Below are 19,690 nucleotides of genomic sequence, written 5' to 3' on the forward strand. Positions count from 1 at the left end.
GATTCATGCTCACACTCACACGCGGCCTGCTGGCCACTGCGCTCCTCGCGCTGCTGCTGGCCGGCTGCGCCTACCAGCCGGGCATCATCGAGCGCGTCCCCGATGACGATCCCACGAGCCTGCTCGAGCAGGCCCAGCAGCAGGAACCGACCCAGGCGGCCCGCACACGGCTGGATGCGGCAGACATCCTAGCACGCCAGGGGGAACGTACCCAGGCACTCGAGATCGCCCGCAATATCGACGATGCGCGGCTGGCCGGCGAGCAGCGGGCACGCTGGGCGCTGCTGCTGGCCGATCTCGGCGAGAGCGAAGGCGACCCCCAGGCGGTGATCCGTGCCACCCAGGACCTCGACGGCCTCGAACTCAATCGTGGCCAGGCACTGGCCCTGCGCGAGCAGCGGGGTCTGGCCCTGCTCGAGGTGGATGAACCCTTCGACGCGGCCGTGGCGCTGCTGGCGGTGCAGGCAGAATCCGACGATGAGGCGCTCAACGACCCCATCTGGCGCGCCCTAGGGGGGCTCGACGGGCGCCGGCTGACCCGGCTCGGCGAGCAGGGAGGTGCGCTGACCCGCGGCTGGGTCGAGCTGAGCGAGACGGTACGCAGCGGCGGTGGCGATATCGAGCGGCTGTTCCTGCGCCTGGATGACTGGCGCAGCCGCAACCAGCGCCACCCGGCGGCCCGCCGACTGCCGGCAGACCTGCTGGCGCTGCGCGAACTCAGCGGCCAGGAGGTGCAGCATATCGCCGTACTGCTGCCCGAATCCGGCCCCCTGGCCCGAATCGCCGAGGCCGTCGCCGCCGGCATTCGTGCTCACCATCGCCTGTCGAACGGTGCCGACGTCCGCCTGAGCTTCATCGATGGCACCTCGGGCGACCTCGAGTCGCTCTACCGGGAGGCCGAGAATCGCGGCGCCCAGGTAGTGATCGGCCCCCTCGACAAGGACCGGGTCAGCGAGCTCCAGCGCCGCGACCGGGTGCCGCTGCCGACCCTGGCACTCAACTACGGAACGGCCAGCGGCAATAACCCCGAGGGCCTCTTCCAGTACGGCCTATCCGCCGAGGACGAGGCCCAACAGGCCGCCCAGCGGGCCTGGCGCGACGGCCACCGCCGCGCCGCCCTGCTGGTACCCGATAACGACTGGGGGCGCCGCGTCGGCGAGGCCTTCTGGGACGAATGGCGCGCCCAGGGCGGCGAGGTCACCCGGGCGGTACGCTACAATCCCGGCGCCTCCGCCACCGAGAGCACCCGCCGCACCATCGCCGAGGCGCGCCCGGACGCGCTGTTCATGCTGGCGCTGCCCGACTACGCGCGCCAGGTGCCGCCTACCCTGGACTATTACGGCGCCCCCGACCTGCCGGTGTATGCCACCTCGCACCTGTTCAGCGGGAGGCTCAACCCGCGCCTCGACGCCGACCTGGATGACGTGCTGTTCCTCGACATCCCCTGGCAGATTCCCGATGCCGCCGTGGGCGGCGAAGACGCCTTGCCCTTCACCGCGAGCTACCGTGCCCTGCGCGAGGAGTCGGATCCCAATCTGTTCCGCCTCAACGCCATGGGGGTCGACGCCCTCGAGCTGGCGCTGCGGCTGCCCCAGTTCCAGCTGCTCTCGGGCAGCGAGCTGTTCGGGGCCACCGGCACCCTGCGGCCGGGGCCCGACGGCCGCATCCAGCGCCTGCTGCCCTGGGCCCGGTTCGTCAACGGCGTCCCTCAGCCGGTGCTGATTCCCGGACTCTTCGGTGATGAGCGGTCCCCGTGACGCCCGGGCCCGCGGCGAGGCCATCGAGCGCCTCGTCGCGGCCTGGCTGGTCGAGCGCGGCCTGACGCCGGTGGCCGCCAACCAGCACGCCAAGGGTGGCGAGCTGGATCTGGTGATGCGTGACGGCGAGACCCTGGTCTTCGTCGAGGTGCGCCACCGGGCCGACATCCGCCACGGCCACCCCCTCGAGACCATCACCACCACCAAGCAGCGCCGCCTGGTCCGGGCGGCGCGTTTTTATCTCCAGCGCAACCGGCTATCATGTCCCTGCCGCTTCGATGTGGTGGCCGTGACCGGCCTGCCCCCCGAACTCGACATCCAGTGGGTGGTCAACGCCTTCGATGCCTACTAACTCGCCAGAGGAACCCGACTCAGCATGGATTTCCAGCAGCGCATTCTCGGCCACTTCAACGCCAGCATCGACACCAAGACCTACGCCAGCGAAGTGCTGCCGCCCTTCATCGAGGTAGCCAGCCAGATGATGGTCCAGTGCCTGGTCAGCGAGGGCAAGATCCTGGCCTGCGGCAACGGCGGCAGCGCCGGCGACAGCCAGCACTTCTCCTCGGAACTGCTCAACCGCTTCGAGCGGGAGCGGCCCAGCCTGCCCGCCCTGGCCCTGACCACCGACACCTCGACCCTGACCTCCATCGCCAACGATTACAGCTACAACGAGGTCTTCTCCAAGCAGGTGCGCGCCCTGGGCCAGCCCGGCGACATCCTGCTGGCGATCTCCACCAGCGGCAACTCGGCCAACGTCATCCAGGCCATCCAGGCCGCCCATGACCGCGACATGACGGTGGTGGCCCTGACCGGACGCGACGGCGGCAACATGGCCTCGCTGCTCGGCCAGGACGACTGCGAGATCCGCGTCCCGGCGACCTCCACCGCGCGCATCCAGGAGGTCCACCTGCTGGTGATCCACTGCCTCTGCGACCTGATCGACGAACAACTCTTTGGAGCAAGTGAATGACGACACGCACCCCCCTGTTCAGCGCGCTGCTGCTGTCCGCCGTCCTGAGCCTCGCCGGCTGCACCACCGTGACCAGCGTGACGCACCAGGGCACCATCGACGAGAACTACGGCAAGCGCACCGCCGGCACCCAGGTCGAGGATCAGAGCATCGAGACCAAGATCAGCCACAACCTGGGCCGCACCGACGCCCGCCTGGGCGATGCCAGGATCAACGTCGACAGCTACAATGGCGTGGTGCTGCTCACCGGCCAGGTCCCCAGCGAGGAGCTCAAGACCCTGGCCAACGAAGTGGCGAGCGAGGTACGCAACGTGCGCACCATTCACAATGAACTCACCATCGCCGGCAACCTGCCCGCCAGCCAGCGGCTCGCCGACACCTGGCTCAACACGCGTATCCGCACCCACCTGGCGGCCAACGAGCGCATCGATGCGAGCCGCATCCGGGTGATCACCGAGAACGCCAGCGTCTACCTGATGGGCATCGTGACCCGCGCCGAGGCCGAACGCATCGTCCAGGCGGTCTCGCAGCTGGGCGGCATGCAGCGCATCGTCAAGGTATTCGACTATCTTGACTGACGGGCTTGACTGACGGGCTCGACTGACGGGCTCGACTGACCGGCGTGCCCGACGGGCACCGCGACAAGCCCCCAACGCAGAACGGCAGGCCCGAGGGCCTGCCGTTCTGCGTTGTCAGCGCCTGATCGGACCTACTTGATCACACGCTACTTGATCACACGCTACTTGATCACACGTAGCGAGGGCTTGCCCCTGGGCGGGCGGCGGCTGCCCTCGCCATCCGCGGCCGGGGGGGTCTCCTCTGGCGTGGCGTCGTCGCCGCTCTCCACCTCGGTCAGCGTCGGCGCCTCCTCGTCGCCGGCGTCGACGGGCTGTGGCATCACCGGCTCATGGCCGAAGACCATGCCCACGCCATTCTCGCGACCATAGATGGCCACCAGGGCGTCGCTCGGCACCATCACCCGCATGGGCTGGCCCCCGAAGCGGGCCCCGAAGCTGATCGCGTCGTTCTCCATGGCGAGATCGCGTACCGCGGTCGGCGACAGGTTGAGGACGATCTGACCGTTCTGCACGAACTGCCGCGGGACCTCGACCTCGGGATGCTCCGCATCGACCACGATATGCGGGGTGAGATCGTTGTCCAGCAGCCACTGGAACAGGGCCCTGGCCAGGTAGGGGCGACTGGATAGGTTGGGACGACTGGAATCCATCGTCTGGCCCTCCTCCGTTGAACGGCCGCCCGCAGGCGACCGGAAGTGTATCAGCTGCGCATCTCGCGCTCGCGCTCACTCAGCGAAGCCTTGAAGCCATCACGCTCGAAGACCCGCTCCATGTAACCGAGCAGCGGGCCCACCTGCTTCTCGGGCAGCTCGATGCCCAGCGCCGGCAGGCGCCACAGGATCGGTGCCAGGCAGCAGTCCACCAGGGTGAACTCTTCGCTCATGAAGAACGCCATGTCCTCGAAGATGGGCGAGATACCCACCAGGCTCTCGCGCAGTTCCTTGCGCGCCTTGTCCGCCTCCTTCTTGGCCCCCTGCTCGATCTGCTCCACCAGCGGGCACCACTCGCGCTCGATGCGATGCATCCAGAGGCGGCTCTGGGCACGCGCCACCGGGTAGACCGGCAGCAGCGGAGGATGCGGGAAGCGCTCGTCCAGGTACTCCATCATCACCTTGGACTCATACAGCACCAGATCACGATCCAACAGGGTCGGCACGCTGTTGTAGGGGTTGAGGTCGGCGAGCTCCTCGGGGGGCTGGTCCTGGGTGACGTCCACGATGTCCACCGCGACACCCTTCTCGGCGAGCACGATACGCACCCGATGACTGAAGTGATCGGCACCCCCGGAATAGAAGATCATCGACGACCGCTTGGCCACTACACCCATGAAACAATCCTCGCATCAAATCGAACGGCTATGATAGCACGCGGGCAGCGCTCCGCGGGGGAGCGTCTCACCCGGCACATACGTCGCGGGGGCGCATGGCCGATGGCCGTGCGCCCCCGCAGTGTCCACCCGCGGTGGATCAGTGGATGTCGCGCCAGTACTCGCGCTTGAGCAGGTAGGCGATGACACCGAAGATGAAGATGAAGATCAGCACCTTGGGCGCCAGGGCCTGGGCCTGAAGCTTGGAGGGCTCACCGACGTAGGCCAGGAAGTTGGTCAGGTCGTAGACCGCTTCCTCGAACTCCTCGGGTTCCAGCTCACCCGGCTGGGTGACCTGCAGGGTCTCGCAGGACTGATACTTGCCGGTCAGCGGATCGAGTTCGGCGCCCTCCACCGGGCGGTCGGTCTCGGCGCAGACCATCTCCTGCACCCCCTGCAGCGGCTCCAGCACGTTGGGCATGGCCACCAGCGGGAAGACGGTGTTGTTCACCCCGGTACCGGTGCTCGGGTCCTTGTAGAACGAGAGCAGGTAGGAGTAGATCCAGTCGGTGCCGCGCAGGCGCGACTCCAGGGTCAGGTCGGGCGGCGGCGCCCCGAACCAGGCCTCGGCATCACCGCTGTTCATGGCGATATGCATCTGGTCGTTGAAGGCCAGGTCGGAGGAGAAGATCAGGTTCTCCTCGACCAGGTCCTGGGGCATGTTCAGGTCCTCGGCGGCCCGCGCGAAGCGCTGGTGCTCGAGGGAGTGGCAGCCCATGCAGTAGTTGGTATAGAGCTGCATGCCGTTCTGCAGCGACGCCTTGTCCTGGAGGTCCGGTGTCATGGAGTGCGGGACGCTTGCGCCTCCCGCGGCCATCGCCGTGACAGGCACCAGCGCGAAGAGCAGTGCGAACAGTTGCTTTTTCATTAGCCAGTCACCCTTTCCGGAACGGGTTTGGTCTTCTCCAGCTTGGTGTAGAGCGGCATCAGCAGGAAGAAGGCGAAGTAGATCACGGTGCACAGCTGTGACAGCTGAGTGCGCCCTTCGGTGACCGGCAACACCCCGAGCACGCCCAGGATCACGAAGCTGATGGCGAACAGCGTCAGCATCACCTTGGACATCCAGCCCTTGTAGCGAATGGAGCGCACCGGGCTGCGGTCAAGCCAGGGCAGCACGAAGAGCACCGCAATGGCCGCCCCCATGCAGATCACGCCGAGAAGCTTGGCGTCGAGGCCGAACAACGAGAAGTTGATCGCGCGCAGGATCGCGTAGAAGGGCGTAAAGTACCACACCGGCGCGATATGGTTCGGCGTCTTCAGCGGGTTAGCCGGTTCGAAGTTGGGCTTCTCGAGGAAGTAGCCGCCCCCCTCGGGGAAGTAGAAGATCACCACCGCGAAGACGAACAGGAACACCGCCACGCCGACGATATCCTTCACCGTGTAGTACGGATGGAAGGGAATGCCGTCCAGCGGCTTGCCGGTCTCATCCTTCTTCTGCTTGATGTCGATGCCGTCGGGGTTGTTGGAGCCGACCTCGTGCAGAGCGATGATATGCAGCACCACCAGCGCCAGGATCACGATGGGCAGGGCCACCACGTGCAGGGCGAAGAAGCGGTTGAGGGTGATACCGGAGATCAGGAAGTCACCGCGGATCCATTGGGTGAGGTCGGGACCGATCACCGGAATGGCGGAGAACAGCGAGATGATGACCTGGGCACCCCAGTAGGACATCTGGCCCCAGGGAAGCAGGTAGCCCATGAAGGCCTCGGCCATCAGCGCCAGGTAGATCGCCATGCCGAAGATCCACACCAGTTCGCGGGGCGCCTTGTAGGAGCCGTAGAGCAGGCCGCGGAACATGTGCAGGTAGACGACCACGAAGAAGGCCGTGGCACCGGTGGAGTGCAGGTAGCGAATCAGCCAGCCCCACTCCACGTCGCGCATGATGTACTCGACGGAGGCAAAGGCGCCCTCGGCGGTGGGGTTGTAGCTCATGGTCAGCCAGATGCCGGTGAGGATCTGGTTGACCAGCACCAGCAGCGCCAGCGAGCCGAAGAAGTACCAGAAGTTGAAGTTCTTCGGGGCGTAATACTTGGACAGGTGCTCCTGCCACATCTGCGTCGCGGGGAAGCGCTCATCCACCCAGCGCATGACCCCCTTCTCCGCCATCGGCTTGTTCGGGTTACCCATCAGGCAGTCTCCTCGTCTTCGCCAACGACAATGATGTCGTCGGTCTCGAAGCGGTAAGGCGGCACCTCCAGGTTGGTGGGAGCCGGCACGTTGCGGAACACCCGGCCCGCCAGGTCGAAGCGCGAACCATGACAGGGGCAGAAGTAGCCGCCCGGCCACTCGTCGGTGCCCACATCGTCGGCATCGGGATCAGGCTTGAACAGAGGCGAGCAGCCCAGGTGGGTACAGATGCCGATCAACACACCGATCTCGGGCTTGATGGCCCGCAGCGGTCCCGTCACATAGGCGGGCTGCTGGGGCACTTCCGAATCGGGGTCGGCCAGTCGCGAAACATCGACACTTTCGGTGCGCTCGATCATCTCCGGAGTACGGTTCACGATCCATACCGGCTTGCCACGCCACTCCACGGTCATCTGCTGACCCGGCTCCAGCTTGGACACGTCGGCCTGAATCGGCGCACCCGCCGCTCTCGCCCTGGCACTCGGCTGCCAGGAAGCCACAAAGGGGACCGCAACCCCGACGGCACCAACCCCACCTACAACGGTGGTGGCACCCACGAGGAAACGGCGCCGACCCTTGTTCACGCCGTTATCTGCCATTTCAAGGTTTCTCCCATCAGCTTACCCGTTGATCCATCACGGGCATCATCCCCGCGAACACGGACACCAAATGCGGTACATGTTAAGAAATCGAGCCGCCCCGCACAAGGAAAAGGACCGTGACTAAGGTGGCATGCTGAACACAAATTGTTGACCTAGAAAAAGAAACGCCCGGGTTGATAAACCCGGGCGTTGAGCATTCCAAGGCGGCTGGCGATCAGCGCTTGGAGAACTGCGGACGGCGGCGCGCCTTGCGCAGACCGACCTTCTTACGCTCGACCTGGCGCGCGTCACGAGTCACGTAGCCCGCCTCGCGCAGCGGCGCACGGAAGTCTTCGTTGTAGACCATCAGCGCACGCGTGATGCCGTGGCGGATGGCGCCGGCCTGAGCGGAGCCACCGCCGCCCTTGACGGTCACGTAGACGTCGAACTGGCCCAGGGTCTCGGTCAGCTCGAGGGGCTGGCGAACCACCATGCGACCGGTGACGCGACCGAAGTACTGGTCCAGCTCACGGCTGTTGACGGTGATCTTGCCGGTGCCCGGCTTCAGGAAGACGCGGGCGGTAGAGGTCTTGCGGCGCCCGGTACCGTAATACTGCTGTGTCATGGCGAAGATTCCCTCAGAGGTTCAGTTCTTGCGGCTGCTGGGCGGCGTGCGGATGCTCGGCGCCGGCGTAGACCTTGAGCTTGGTGTACATGGCGCGGCCCAGGGGGCCCTTCGGCAGCATGCCCTTCACGGCGCTCTCGATGATACGCTCGGGAGCGTGATCGAGCATCTTGTCGAAGGTCATGGAACGCAGGCCACCGGGATAACCGGTGTGGCGATAGTAGGTCTTGGCCTTGGCCTTGTTGCCGGTGACCTTCACCTTCTCGGCGTTGATCACGACGATGTAGTCGCCGGTATCCACGTGCGGGGTGAACTCCGGCTTGTGCTTGCCGCGCAGGCGACGAGCGATCTCTGTGGCCAGACGGCCCAGCGTCTTGTCCGTGGCGTCGACGACGTACCAGTCGCGCTCGACGGACTGCGGTTTGGCAGTGAACGTCTTCATGGAATCTCACCAATCAAGTGTATTGGGTTATCAGCCGATCAGCCGGCATGCAACCATCCCTATTCTTCTTGGTTGCCATCGACAGGCGAAGGCAACGGGTAGAGCGCGCGAAGTCTACATGAGCAGGGCCCACAAGGCAATGCCGCTCAGGGCTTGTGGGGCAGCGCCAGGTAGTCGTGGGACTGCATCTCCTGCAGCCGCGACAGGGTGCGCTGGAACTCGAACTCGAGGCGCCCGTCGGCATACAGCGCCTCGGCGGGCACCTCGGCGGACATCAGCAGCTTGACGCCGCGATCGTAGAACTCGTCGACCATGTTGATGAAGCGCCTGGCCTGATCATCCGTCGCCCCGTTCATGCGGGTCACGTTGGAGACCAGCACGGAGTGGAACTCCCGGGCCAGCTCGATATAGTCGTTCTGGCTGCGCGGACCGTCGCAGAGCTCACGGAACTCGAACCACACCACGTCGTCGTGGAGCCGGCGGGCGTGCAGCACCCGGTGGTTGATCTCCAGCGGCACGTCGACCTCGCCGTCTTGGCCGGCGATCTCGCGGAAGCTGCGCGCCAGCTCCACCTCGGCGGCCGCGTCGAGGGGCGAGTGGAAGATCTCGGCACGCTCCAGGGCGCGCAGCCGGTAGTCGATTCCCGAGTCGACGTTGACCACCTCGCAGTGGCGCTCGAGCAGGTCGATGGCCGGCAGGAAACGCGCGCGCTGCAGGCCATCCTTGTAGAGCTCGCCGGGCACGATATTGGAGGTCGCCACCAACACCACGCCGCGCTCGAACAGGGCCTCGAGCAGGTTGGCCAGGATCATGGCATCGGTGATGTCCTTGACGAAGAACTCGTCGAAGCAGATCACCCTGGCCTCGGCGGCGAATTTCGCGGCGATCAGGCGCAGCGGATTCTTCTCGCCCTTGTAGTGTTCCAACTCGTTGTGCACCCGCTGCATGAAGCGGTGAAAGTGGGTGCGCATCTTCTCGGGAAAGGGCAGCGACTCGTAGAAGGCGTCCACCAGGTAGGTCTTGCCGCGCCCGACACCGCCCCAGAAGTAGAGCCCGCGGATCTCCGGCAGCACCGGGGCCTCGGCTTCGCGGGGTGCACGCTTGCCGAACAGTCCGGCCACGCGGGATACCAGGCCAGCGCCCGTGGCAGCGGGGCGCGGCGGCGCGGGTGGCGTCGCGAGCAGCTCCTCGTAGAGTCGCTGCAGATGCGCCACGGCCTGCTCCTGGGCGGCATCGTACTGGAAGTCGTCACGTTCCAGGTCGGCCCGATAGCGGGCCATGGGGGTGGGACGAACGTCTCGATGTGCGGCACTCATGGGGCGAAAACGGCCTGTTGCGGCTTCGACAGGCTGCATATTATACGCGCCTGAACAACGAAGCGCATCGCCGGGGCCCGTCCGCGTTGACCCGGCGGCGGCGCTAGACCCTATAATGGTGCGCGCCGGGGCCACCGCCCCATCACCGGATCCGCCCGCCGTAACGCCGGCCGCTGGATCGTTCACCGCCGCAGGGAGACCGACGTGGACGAGAGCAACATCAACTGGATTCTGGCCATTGCCTGCCTGCTGGCCGGTATCGGCCTGGGGGCACTGGGCTATCACCTGCTCAACGCCGGCGCCCACGGCATGCAGCGCCTGCGCCAGCGCCTCGCCGAACGCGACCGGGAACTCGCGGCCCTGCGCGACGGCCTCGACGAGCACTTCGACGAGGTCAGCCGACTGGCGGAAACGCTGCGCCGGGACAGCGAGGCACTCGCCGCACGCCTCGCCGAGGATGCCGGCGCCCTCGGCGGGCGCACCAGGGGCCGCCCGGGTCTTGCCGTGGAAGAGCCCACGACCCCCGCCGACGAGATCGACGACGAGGCCCTGCCGACGCCCCGTGACTATGCCGACGGCTCAGGCGGCACCCTCTCCGAGGACTTCGGCCTCAAGGACGACGCCAGCCGGGAGCCCGAGGCCCCCCGCTACTGAGCCGAACGACAGGTTCGCTAGACCCTCGACGCCCCGCCCAACCGGCGGGGCGTTGTGGTTTCCGGGCCTCACGCCGGGTTGTCGATATCCACGAAACGGTGCTCGAGGCCGAACTCGCCGGCCAGCCACTCGCCCAGCGCCCGCACGCCGTCCCGCTCCGTGGCGTGGTGGCCGGCACACAGATAGTGGATGCCCAGCTCGCGGGCCAGGTGGGTAGTGCGCTCGGAGATCTCCCCGGAGATGAAGGCATCGGCTCCCGCCTCCCGCGCCGCGGTGATCATGTCCTGGGCCCCGCCGGTGCACCAGGCCACCCGTCGGACGGGGCCAGCGCACGGCGCCTCCACCAGCAGCGCCTCGCGCCCCAGACGCTCACCGACGTGGTCGGCCAACGCCCCTGCATCCATCACCGACGGCGGCGCCCCCAGCCAGAGGAGCCCTTCCCCCAACTCGCCGTCGGCGCACCCTTCCACCGTGAAGCCCAGCCGACGCCCAAGTTCGGCGTTGTTGCCGAGCCCGGCATGGGCATCCAGTGGCAGGTGATAGGCCAGCAGGCTGATGTCATGGGCCAGCAGGGTCTGCAGCCGGCGCCGCTTCATGCCGGTGATGGCCACCGGCTCGTTCTTCCAGAAATAGCCATGGTGGACCAGCACCAGGTCGGCCTCCCAGGCCAGCGCCTCGTCGAGCAGCGCCTGGCAGGCGGTGACCCCACTCAGCACCCGCCTGACCTCGTCACGCCCCTCCACCTGCAGGCCATTGACGGTGTAGTCCTTGAAGCGCTCGGGCTGCAGCTTGCTTTCGCAGGCGGCCACCAGGGTGTCGCGATGAGTCATCGTCTCCTCCGGACGCTGTGGAATGAAGGTGTTACCATGCGCCGATTGTAACCGTCACCGGCGAGCGCCGGCGACCGTTACAGCCCCGACGCGACCGCCCAGACGAGAACCGAGTCCCGCATGCCGTACCGACCGCCGCGCCATCGCCTTAGCTCCCTTGCTCCCTACCTGCTGCCGGTGCTGATCGGGGTGCTGCTCGCCGTGGTACTGCTCAACGCCTTCCCGCGGCTCACCGGCCGCGATGCTGGCGAGCCGTCTTCCCCGGCGGCGCCCGCCCCGATCCTGCGCGAGCCGCTGGCGGTCTCCCCCGATGTCGCGGCCCCCAGCGACGAGGCCGAGCGTCCCGCACCGGCACTGCGCCAGGCACCGCCGCTCGCCCGCGAGCAGGGGCCGGCCAGCTACGCCGCCGCGGTGGAGCGCGCCGCCCCGGCGGTCGTCAACATCTACTCCTCCAGAGTCGTCGAACGCGACCAGCACCCGTTGATGTCGGACCCCTTCTTCCGCCAGTTCTTCGGCGACGACATGCCGACGCGACAGCGCATGCTGTCGAGCCTCGGCTCGGGCGTCATCGTCAGCGAAGAGGGCTATGTGCTGACCAACCACCACGTGATCGGCGGCGCCGACCAGATCCAGGTGGCCCTGCGCGACGGCCGCGAGACCCTGGCCGAGGTGATCGGCACCGACCCGGAGAGCGACCTCGCCGTGCTGCGCATCCAGCTCGACGACCTGCCGGTGATCGAGCTGGCCGACTCCGCCGAGGTAGCCATCGGCGACGTGGCCCTGGCCATCGGCAACCCCTTCGGGGTCGGCCAGACGGTCACCATGGGCATCATCAGCGCCACCGGCCGCAGCCACCTGGGGCTCAACGCCTACGAGGACTTCATCCAGACCGATGCCGCCATCAACCCGGGAAACTCCGGGGGCGCGCTGATCAGCCCCGACGGGGCCATGGTGGGCATCAATACCGCGATCTTCTCGCGCTCGGGTGGCTCTCAGGGGATCGGCTTCGCCATCCCCGCCAACCTGGCGCGCAATATCCTCGAGGAACTGGTCACTCAGGGGCGCGTGATCCGTGGCTGGCTGGGGGTCGAGGCCCAGGAGCTCAACCCGGAACTGGCCGCCTCCTTCGGCCTGCAGGCGCCGCGCGGCGTGATCATCGCCGGGGTGGTGCCGGGAGGACCCGCCGACCAGGCCGGCCTGCGCCCCGGGGATGTGCTGCTCTCCATCGAGGGCCGGCCGATCCTCGACGCCCGGGAGACGATGTCCGACATCGCCGCGGTGGAGCCCGGCGACAGCCTGCCGCTCACCGTGGTACGCGGCGGCGAGGAGCTGGAACTGACGGTAGAGGTCGGCGAGCGGCCGCCCCCCGAGCTGCGCGACCCCGAGTAGCCACTCGCCCACGCCGCCCCCACGCTCCCCACGACGCAGAGGGCCCCGCCATCCGACGGGGCCCTCTGCGTCGAGCCACGTCGGTCGATCACGTCTTGATGCGGTACTCGGCGCTGCGCGCATGGGCGGTAAGCGACTCGCCGCGAGCCAGCACCGAGGCCACCCGCCCCAGCTCGGACGCCCCCTCGGCGGAGCAGTGGATGATCGATGAGCGCTTCTGGAAGTCGTAGACCCCCAGCGGCGACGAGAAGCGTGCGGTGCCCGAGGTGGGCAGCACATGGTTGGGACCGGCGCAGTAGTCCCCCAGCGCCTCGGCGGTATAGCGACCCATGAAGATGGCGCCGGCGTGACGCACCTCGGGAAGCCAGCCCTCGGGGTTGGCCACGGAGAGCTCGAGATGCTCCGGCGCGATGCGATTGATCAGCGTCATCGCCTCGGCGCGATCGCGGCAACGAATCAGCGCCCCGCGCCGGGAGAGCGACTCGCGGACGATCGCCTGGCGCTCCAGGGTCGGCAGCAGGCGGTCGATGGCGGCCTCCACGGCGTCGATGTGCTGGTCATCCCAGCCCACCAGGATCGCCTGGGCGTCCTCGTCGTGCTCGGCCTGGGAGAAGAGGTCCATGGCCAGCCACTCGGGGTCGGTCCCGCCATCGGAGACCACCAGGATCTCCGAGGGGCCGGCGATCATGTCGATGCCCACCTGGCCGAACACCGCACGCTTGGCCGTCGCCACGTAGATATTGCCCGGCCCGACGATCTTGTCGACCCGCGGCACCGTCTCGGTGCCGTAGGCCAGGGCGGCGATGGCCTGGGCGCCCCCCACCGTGAACACCCGGTCGACCCCGGCGAGGTGCGCCGCGGCCAGCACCAGCTCGTTGAGCACCCCATCCGGGGTGGGGACCACCATGATGATCTCGCGGACGCCGGCCACATGGGCGGGAATCGCGTTCATCAACACCGAGGAGGGATAGGCCGCCTTGCCGCCCGGCACGTAGATGCCGGCACGATCGAGTGGCATCACCTGCTGGCCAAGCACGCTGCCGTCCTCCTCGGTGTAGTGCCAGGACTCGGGCTTCTGGCGCTCGTGGTAGAGTCGGATGCGCTCGGCGGCCTGGGCCAGGGCCTCGCGCTGCTCGTCGGGCAGCCCCTCGTAGGCCTGGCGCAGGCGCGGCGCACTGAGGGTCAGCTCGGCCATGCTGGATGCCGAGAGGCGATCGAAGCGGTTGCTGGCCTCCACCAGGGCGGCGTCGCCGCGATCCTTCACCGCGGCGAGGATCTCCGCGACCCGCGCCTGGACCTCGCCGTCGGAGACCCCCTCCCAGGCCAGCAGGTGGTCGAGCCGTGCCGTGAAGTCGGCGTCGGTGGTGGCGAGGCGGGCGATTCCTGAGGGGGCAGTGGTATCGGTCATGGCAGCATCCATATCGTGTCGGGACTGTCCGGTCGGGTCCAACGCGGGCGCTCAGCCCGCGACGCCCTCGCGACGTGCGGTCACCGCCTGCTCGAGGCGCTCGAGCAGCGGCTTGATACGCGCATGCTTCATGGTCATCGCCGCCTTGTTGACCACCAACCGGGTGGAGACCGGCGCGATCAGCTCGCGGGGCTCCATGCCGTTGGCGCGCAGGGTATTGCCGGTATCGACGATATCGACGATCTCGTCGGCCAGGTTCATCAGCGGCGCCAGCTCCATGGCACCGTAGAGCTTGATGACCTCGGCCTGGATCCCCTGCTCGGCATACCAGCGCCGGGCGACGTTGACGAACTTGGTGGCCACCCGGCGCCGGGCGCGGGCCGGCTCGGCGCCGGTGATGCCGGCGGTCATCAGCCGGCAGCGGGCGATCTCCAGGTCCAGCGGCTCGTAGAGCCCCGTCGCCCCGTGCTCGAGGAGCACGTCCTTGCCCGCCACCCCCAGGTCGGCGGCGCCCAGCTGCACATAGGTCGGCACGTCGGTGGCACGGATCACCACCAGCTTGACGTCGGGCAGGTTGGTATCGAACAGCAGCTTGCGGCTCCTGCCCAGGTCTTCCGCCGGCTCGACGCCGGCGTCGGCCAGCAGCGGCAGGGTCTCGTCCAGGATACGGCCCTTGGAGAGGGCCACGATCAGTTGTTTGCTCATGCTCTCGCCTTGGTCATCTCGCATTGATCAAGATAGGGGCTAGCCCGGTACGCGACGGATGCGTGCGCCCAGCAGTTGCAGCTTCTCCTCGATGCACTCGTAGCCGCGATCGATATGGTAGATGCGGTCGACCAGGGTCTCCCCCTCGGCCATCATCGCCGCGATCACCAGCGACGCCGAGGCGCGCAGGTCGGTGGCCATCACCGGGGCGCCGGAGAGCTTCTCGACTCCCTCGATCACCGCGGTGTTGCCCTCCAGGGCGATCTTCGCGCCCATGCGATTGAGCTCCTGGACGTGCATGAAGCGGTTCTCGAAGATGGTTTCCACCACCCGGGAGGTGCCGTCGGCCACCGCGTTCATGGCCACGAACTGGGCCTGCATGTCGGTGGGAAAGGCCGGATAGGGCGCGGTGCGGATGTTGACCGGCCGCGGGCGCTTGCCGTGCATGTCCAGCGCGATCCAGTCGTCGCCGGTGGTGATCTCGGCGCCGGCCTCCTCGAGCTTGGCCAGCACCGCCTCGAGGATATCGGCGCGGGTGCGCCGCACCCTGACGCGACCGCGTGAGAGTGCGGCGGCGACCAGGAAGGTGCCTGTCTCGATGCGGTCGGGCATCACGTCATGGTAGGCGCCATGCAAGCGCGGCACGCCCTCGATGGTGATGGTGTCGGTGCCATGGCCGCGAATGCTGGCGCCCATCTTGATCAGCAGCTCGGCCAGGTCGACCACCTCCGGCTCCCGGGCGGCGTTCTCGAGCACCGTGGTGCCCTCTGCCAGCGCCGCCGCCATCAGCAGGTTCTCGGTGCCGGTCACCGTGACCGTATCGAAGAAGATGGTGGCCCCCTTCAGCCGCCCCTCCACCCGGGCACGGATATAGCCGGCCTCGACGCGGATCTCCGCCCCCATGGCCTCGAGGCCACGCAGGTGCAGGTCCACCGGGCGCGACCCGATGGCGCAGCCCCCCGGCAGGGAGACGTCGGCGTGGCCGAAATGCGCCACCAGCGGGCCCAGCACCAGGATCGAGGCGCGCATCTTCTTGACCAGCTCATAGGGCGCATCGCAATGCGTCACCTGGGAACCGTCGAGCTGGATGGTCATCTTCTCGCCCATCACCGGCTCCACCCCCAGGTGGCCGAGCAACTCCAGGGTGGTGGTGATGTCCTGCAGATGCGGCAGGTTGCCGATGGTGACCGGCTCGTCGGCCAGCAGGGTGGCACACAGGATGGGCAGGGCGGCATTCTTGGCGCCGCTGGCCCATACCTCGCCATCGACCGGCCCGTTGCCGGTAATGATCAACTTGTCCATGGAGGGTAGGGGTCTCAGGCGCGGGGGTTCTCCGGCGCGTCTTGCCACTGCGCCGGGGTATAGGTCTTGATGCTCACCGCGTGCAGCGCGCCGGAGGCGATCTCGTCGGAGAGCGCGCCATAGATCAGCTGCTGGCGCTTGACCGGCGACAGGCCCGCGAATACCTCGCCCACGGCCACCACCTGGAAGTTGCAGCCCTCGCCCTGGATGTGGAAATCGCAGCCGTCGATGCGCGACTCGAGCAGCCCCTTGACGTCACTGGGTTGCATGGTGAGGCACTCCTTGTAGTCCTGAAATGGCAGTACTGAAACGGGTCCGCCGACGACAGGCACCTCGTCGTCGACAGGCAATGGGGATGGCCCATGGTAATGAAAAGCACCGCGCTTGGCGATCGCCCCGGCTACTCGCCCGCCGCCTCGAGCGGCAGCAGACGCTCGAGGCCGGCCAGGTCGGTGAGGCGCCAGAGGGACGCCGACAGGTGCACCCGCTCCAGGACGAGCCCGGCACGGCTCGCCGCACGGGCCCACTCCAGCAGCACGGAGAGGGCCGCACTGCTGACCCCGGCGACGCCGCGCAGATCGAAGCTCACGGCCTCGCCCGAGCGGCGCGCCGCGAGCCAGCGGCTGCCCGCCTCGGCGAGTTCGGCGGCATGCTCGAAGCCCACTTCACCGCACACCACCAGGCCGGCATCAGAGGCCTCCAGGCGCAGGCCATCGCGTGCAAGCAGGTCGCTCACGCGCCCTGCTCCAGCTCCTCGACGCCCACCTCGGGCGACCAGCCGTCGATCACGGCATCATAGTCGCGAGCGTTGTCACGCATCGCCTGATCGAACTGGTTGCGGAAGGTCAGCCCCAGGTTGATGCCGTTGACGATCACGTTGACCACCCGCCATTCGCCACCGGTGAGGCGCAGGGAGTAGCTGACCGGGTAGACGGCACCATCCTCGGCCACCACCTCCATGTCGACGCTGGCCTGATCCTCGTGGCGCTGGGCGCGCTGGGCATCGAGTACGCGCAGCTCGCGGTAGTCGAAGGTGACCAGCCCCTTGGCGTAGGTGTCGATCAGCGTCTGGCGGAAGGTCTCGACGAAACGCGAGCGCTGCTGGGGAGTGGCGTTGGAGAAGTAGCGCCCCATCACGCTGGCGCCGATGTAGCGGAAGTCGGCGATATCCTCGAGGCTGTCGTCGACCAGCGCCTCGAGCTCGTCCATGTTGTTGGCGAAGTGGTCGCGCCGGCCCTCGATCTGGCCGGTCAGCGTCTCGACGCTATGGCGGATCACCTGGTCGGGGGTGCGCTCGGGAGCGGCCTGCACGGCCAGGCTGAACAGCAGGCTCAGCAGCAGTGCCGCCAGGGGCAGGGGGGAACGGATCATGTCCACGTCTCCATGTCAGGGGTCGATGAGGGGGCGGTCAGCGGCTAGTCGCTGACCATGTTTGACACGAACTGCTGGATGAGTTCTTCGAGCACCAGGGCCGACTGGGTATCGCGGATGGTATCGCCGTCGGCCAGGGTCTCGGGATCACCGCCCACGGAAAGGCCCACGTATTGCTCGCCGAGCAGGCCCGAGGTCAGGATCGCCGCGGTGGTGTCCCGGGAGAGCTGCCCCTCCAGGTCATCGTCGAGCTCGAGCACCACCCGGGCATCATACCAGTCGGTATCGAGCTCGATGGCCGCCACGCGCCCTACCGTGACCCCGGCCATGGTGACCCGCGCCCGGGGCTTGAGGCCGCCGATATTGGCGAAGTTGGCCTCCAGGCGGAAGGTATCGCTGGGGGCCTGCAGGGTCATGCCACTGACCCGCAGGCCGAGGAACACCAGGCCGAGGATGCCGGCAAGCATGAACAGCCCCACCCCCAGTTCCATGGTTTTGCTGCGCTTCATCTAATATCTCCACACATCAGGGCGATCGTTCGCCGCTCAGGCGAGGCCGCCGAACATCACGGCGGTCAGCACGAAATCGAGGCCGAGCACGGCCAGCGAGGAATAGACCACGGTACGGGTGGTGGCCCGCGAGATGCCCTCCGAGGTGGGCACCAGGTCATAGCCCTGGAAAACCGCGATCCAGGTCACCACCACGGCAAACACCAGGCTCTTGATGATGCCGTTGCCGACGTCGTCGATGAAATCGACGCTGGCCTGCATGTTGGACCAGTAGGAGCCCTCGAACACGCCCAGCCAGTCGACCCCGACCAGGTAGCCGCCGTAGATGCCCACCACACCGAAGCCTACGGTCAGCAGCGGCAGGGACACGAAGCCGGCCCACAGGCGCGGCGCCACCACTCGACGCAGCGGGTCGACACCGATCATCTCCATGCTGGTCAGCTGCTCGGTGGCCTTCATCAGGCCGATCTCGGCGGTCAGTGCCGAGCCGGCACGCCCGGCGAACAGCAGTGCCGCCACCACCGGGGCAAGCTCACGCAGCAGCGATAGCGCCACCATCTGACCCAGCGCATCCTCGGCACCGAAGTCCACCAGGATGGTATAGCCCTGCAGCGACAGCACCATGCCGATGAACAGCCCCGAGACGAGCACGATGGCCAGCGACAGCACACCGACGAAGTGCATCTGGCGCACCCAGAGGTAGAGTCCCTCGCGACTCGGCAGCCCCACGGCGGACTGGGCCAGGAAGATACCGGCGCGACCGAAGGCCTCGAGCAGGTCGCAGCCGCGGCGCCCCAGACGGCGAATTCGCTGAATCATCGAGGGCCTCCCGGGCTGAGCATGTCGCTGACGAAGTCCACCGCCGGGTAGTGGAAGGGGACCGGCCCATCCGGCTCGCCGTGGACGAACTGGCTGACCCGAGGATCCTGGTCAACGTCGAGGCTCTTGGGCGTGCCGTGGGCCATCACCTGGCCATCGGCGATCACGTAGACGTAGTCGGCGATGGTCAGGGTCTCCTTGATGTCGTGGGAGACCACAATGGAGGTCAGCCCCAGGGCCTGGTTTAGGCGCTTGATCAGCTGCACCAGCACGCCCATGGAGATCGGATCCTGGCCGACGAAGGGCTCATCATAGAGGATCAGCTCCGGATCCAGGGCGATGGCCCGGGCCAGCGCCACCCGGCGCGCCATGCCCCCGGAGAGCTCCGAGGGCATCAGCGTCCGGGCACCGCGCAGCCCCACCGCCTCGAGCTTCATCAGCACCAGGTCGCGGACCATGGCGCCCGGCAGGTCGGTATGCACCCGCAGCGGGAAGGCCACGTTCTCGAACACGCTGAGGTCGGAGAACAGCGCCCCGCTCTGAAACAGCATGCCCATACGCTGGCGCATGGAAAACAGCGCCTTGCGCGACTGGCGATGCACGTCCTGACCCTCGATCAGCACCCGCCCGGCATCGGGCAGGAGCTGGCCGCCGATCAGCTTGAGCAGGGTGGTCTTGCCACTGCCGCTGGGGCCCATGATGGCGGTGATGCCGCCTCGCTGGATCGTCATGTCGACGCCGCGGAAGATCTCCTTGTCGCCACGCGAGAAATGCAGCCCCTCCACCGCCACGAAGGGAGTGTCACTCATTGGCTCAGCCATCCCAGTAAAATTATCGAACATCGTATCCTAACTGCCCTGCCGGGCGCCAGCCCGATGCCGCCCGGCGGCTTGCACCGCCGCTGGCCAGCACGTTTAATGGCGCCCTTCCGACACTGACAG

Annotated in this window: 24 protein-coding genes; 6 read left to right on the forward strand and 18 right to left on the reverse strand. The window is 67.4% G+C overall.

The genetic code is table 11. The features are described 5' to 3' along the window. The first annotated feature begins 5 nt into the window (after positions 1 to 5). From RAN53_RS05885 to RAN53_RS05900, 4 genes are read left to right on the forward strand one after another with little or no spacing between them, the layout of a single operon-like run. Complete coding sequence (locus tag RAN53_RS05885) at positions 6 to 1,757, forward strand: penicillin-binding protein activator (protein WP_305795886.1); 1,752 nt, start codon at positions 6 to 8, stop codon at positions 1,755 to 1,757. Then, positions 1,741 to 2,109 (forward strand): YraN family protein, encoded by a 369-nt coding sequence (locus RAN53_RS05890; protein WP_305795887.1) that lies wholly within the window; start codon positions 1,741 to 1,743, stop codon positions 2,107 to 2,109. The genes RAN53_RS05885 and RAN53_RS05890 overlap by 17 nt, the downstream gene beginning before the upstream one ends. A gap of 24 nt (positions 2,110 to 2,133) precedes the next feature. Further along, positions 2,134 to 2,727 carry a phosphoheptose isomerase gene (locus RAN53_RS05895; RefSeq protein WP_110281837.1) on the forward strand — a complete coding sequence of 198 codons (594 nt, stop codon included), beginning with the start codon at positions 2,134 to 2,136 and terminating at the stop codon, positions 2,725 to 2,727. Next, positions 2,724 to 3,305: a BON domain-containing protein gene (locus tag RAN53_RS05900; RefSeq protein WP_305795888.1), complete on the forward strand. Its 582-nt coding sequence runs from the start codon at positions 2,724 to 2,726 to the stop codon at positions 3,303 to 3,305. The genes RAN53_RS05895 and RAN53_RS05900 overlap by 4 nt, the downstream gene beginning before the upstream one ends. Positions 3,306 to 3,466: 161 nt before the next feature. On the opposite strand, the gene RAN53_RS05905 is transcribed toward RAN53_RS05900, so the two are convergent. The 8 genes from RAN53_RS05905 to zapE form a co-directional block, all read right to left on the reverse strand. Further along, positions 3,467 to 3,955: a ClpXP protease specificity-enhancing factor gene (locus tag RAN53_RS05905; RefSeq protein ID WP_305795889.1), complete on the reverse strand. Its 489-nt coding sequence runs from the start codon at positions 3,953 to 3,955 to the stop codon at positions 3,467 to 3,469. A gap of 50 nt (positions 3,956 to 4,005) precedes the next feature. After that, entirely contained in the window at positions 4,006 to 4,632 is a 627-nt protein-coding gene (gene sspA, locus RAN53_RS05910) for a stringent starvation protein SspA (protein ID WP_305795890.1), read from the reverse strand. Between the two features lie 139 nt (positions 4,633 to 4,771). Further along, on the reverse strand, positions 4,772 to 5,539 hold the full coding sequence (locus tag RAN53_RS05915) for a cytochrome c1 (protein ID WP_305795891.1): 768 nt from the start codon (positions 5,537 to 5,539) through the stop codon (positions 4,772 to 4,774). Further along, on the reverse strand, positions 5,539 to 6,798 hold the full coding sequence (locus tag RAN53_RS05920) for a cytochrome b (protein WP_305795892.1): 1,260 nt from the start codon (positions 6,796 to 6,798) through the stop codon (positions 5,539 to 5,541). Before RAN53_RS05920 ends, RAN53_RS05915 begins: the two co-directional genes overlap by 1 nt. After that, positions 6,798 to 7,397 carry a ubiquinol-cytochrome c reductase iron-sulfur subunit gene (gene petA / locus RAN53_RS05925; RefSeq protein WP_305795893.1) on the reverse strand — a complete coding sequence of 200 codons (600 nt, stop codon included), beginning with the start codon at positions 7,395 to 7,397 and terminating at the stop codon, positions 6,798 to 6,800. The genes RAN53_RS05920 and petA overlap by 1 nt, the downstream gene beginning before the upstream one ends. A 217-nt stretch (positions 7,398 to 7,614) precedes the next feature. Beyond that, the gene (gene rpsI / locus RAN53_RS05930) at positions 7,615 to 8,004 is read right to left on the reverse strand and encodes a 30S ribosomal protein S9 (RefSeq protein ID WP_305795894.1); all 390 of its coding nucleotides are present in this window, start codon (positions 8,002 to 8,004) and stop codon (positions 7,615 to 7,617) included. A gap of 13 nt (positions 8,005 to 8,017) precedes the next feature. Then, the gene (rplM, locus tag RAN53_RS05935; RefSeq protein ID WP_305795895.1) at positions 8,018 to 8,446 is read right to left on the reverse strand and encodes a 50S ribosomal protein L13; all 429 of its coding nucleotides are present in this window, start codon (positions 8,444 to 8,446) and stop codon (positions 8,018 to 8,020) included. Positions 8,447 to 8,592: 146 nt separating this feature from the next. Next, positions 8,593 to 9,762 carry a cell division protein ZapE gene (zapE, locus tag RAN53_RS05940; protein WP_305795896.1) on the reverse strand — a complete coding sequence of 390 codons (1,170 nt, stop codon included), beginning with the start codon at positions 9,760 to 9,762 and terminating at the stop codon, positions 8,593 to 8,595. 204 nt (positions 9,763 to 9,966) lie between these two features. Between zapE and RAN53_RS05945 the strand changes: the two genes are divergently transcribed. Then, positions 9,967 to 10,416, forward strand: coding sequence for a YhcB family protein (locus RAN53_RS05945; RefSeq protein WP_305795897.1), 450 nt, complete (start codon positions 9,967 to 9,969; stop codon positions 10,414 to 10,416). A gap of 68 nt (positions 10,417 to 10,484) precedes the next feature. Here the strand turns inward: RAN53_RS05945 and RAN53_RS05950 are convergent, their stop codons facing one another. Further along, positions 10,485 to 11,246 carry a Nif3-like dinuclear metal center hexameric protein gene (locus tag RAN53_RS05950; RefSeq protein ID WP_305795898.1) on the reverse strand — a complete coding sequence of 254 codons (762 nt, stop codon included), beginning with the start codon at positions 11,244 to 11,246 and terminating at the stop codon, positions 10,485 to 10,487. A gap of 120 nt (positions 11,247 to 11,366) precedes the next feature. Between RAN53_RS05950 and RAN53_RS05955 the strand changes: the two genes are divergently transcribed. After that, the gene (locus RAN53_RS05955; protein ID WP_305795899.1) at positions 11,367 to 12,635 is read left to right on the forward strand and encodes a S1C family serine protease; all 1,269 of its coding nucleotides are present in this window, start codon (positions 11,367 to 11,369) and stop codon (positions 12,633 to 12,635) included. Between the two features lie 88 nt (positions 12,636 to 12,723). On the opposite strand, the gene hisD is transcribed toward RAN53_RS05955, so the two are convergent. The 9 genes from hisD to RAN53_RS06000 form a co-directional block, all read right to left on the reverse strand. Further along, positions 12,724 to 14,043, reverse strand: a complete 1,320-nt coding sequence (gene hisD, locus RAN53_RS05960; protein ID WP_305795900.1) for a histidinol dehydrogenase — start codon at positions 14,041 to 14,043, stop codon at positions 12,724 to 12,726. A gap of 51 nt (positions 14,044 to 14,094) precedes the next feature. Further along, entirely contained in the window at positions 14,095 to 14,748 is a 654-nt protein-coding gene (gene hisG / locus RAN53_RS05965; protein WP_305795901.1) for an ATP phosphoribosyltransferase, read from the reverse strand. A gap of 39 nt (positions 14,749 to 14,787) precedes the next feature. Then, entirely contained in the window at positions 14,788 to 16,050 is a 1,263-nt protein-coding gene (gene murA, locus RAN53_RS05970; protein WP_305795902.1) for a UDP-N-acetylglucosamine 1-carboxyvinyltransferase, read from the reverse strand. Between the two features lie 14 nt (positions 16,051 to 16,064). Further along, positions 16,065 to 16,319: a BolA family protein gene (locus RAN53_RS05975; RefSeq protein WP_305795903.1), complete on the reverse strand. Its 255-nt coding sequence runs from the start codon at positions 16,317 to 16,319 to the stop codon at positions 16,065 to 16,067. A 131-nt stretch (positions 16,320 to 16,450) separates the two neighbouring features. Beyond that, positions 16,451 to 16,786, reverse strand: a complete 336-nt coding sequence (locus RAN53_RS05980; RefSeq protein ID WP_305795904.1) for a lipid asymmetry maintenance protein MlaB — start codon at positions 16,784 to 16,786, stop codon at positions 16,451 to 16,453. Continuing rightward, complete coding sequence (locus RAN53_RS05985) at positions 16,783 to 17,421, reverse strand: phospholipid-binding protein MlaC (protein WP_305795905.1); 639 nt, start codon at positions 17,419 to 17,421, stop codon at positions 16,783 to 16,785. The genes RAN53_RS05980 and RAN53_RS05985 overlap by 4 nt, the downstream gene beginning before the upstream one ends. Positions 17,422 to 17,465: 44 nt before the next feature. Further along, positions 17,466 to 17,930 carry an outer membrane lipid asymmetry maintenance protein MlaD gene (mlaD, locus tag RAN53_RS05990; RefSeq protein ID WP_305795906.1) on the reverse strand — a complete coding sequence of 155 codons (465 nt, stop codon included), beginning with the start codon at positions 17,928 to 17,930 and terminating at the stop codon, positions 17,466 to 17,468. 36 nt (positions 17,931 to 17,966) lie between these two features. Then, a complete protein-coding gene (gene mlaE / locus RAN53_RS05995) occupies positions 17,967 to 18,749 on the reverse strand; it encodes a lipid asymmetry maintenance ABC transporter permease subunit MlaE (protein WP_305795907.1) in 783 nt (260 codons plus the stop codon). Continuing rightward, positions 18,746 to 19,558, reverse strand: a complete 813-nt coding sequence (locus tag RAN53_RS06000) for an ABC transporter ATP-binding protein (RefSeq protein WP_305795908.1) — start codon at positions 19,556 to 19,558, stop codon at positions 18,746 to 18,748. Before RAN53_RS06000 ends, mlaE begins: the two co-directional genes overlap by 4 nt. Between the last annotated feature and the right edge of the window lie 132 nt (positions 19,559 to 19,690).

This window comes from Halomonas sp. SSL-5 (assembly GCF_030708455.1).
Classification (GTDB): Bacteria; Pseudomonadota; Gammaproteobacteria; order Pseudomonadales; family Halomonadaceae; genus Halomonas.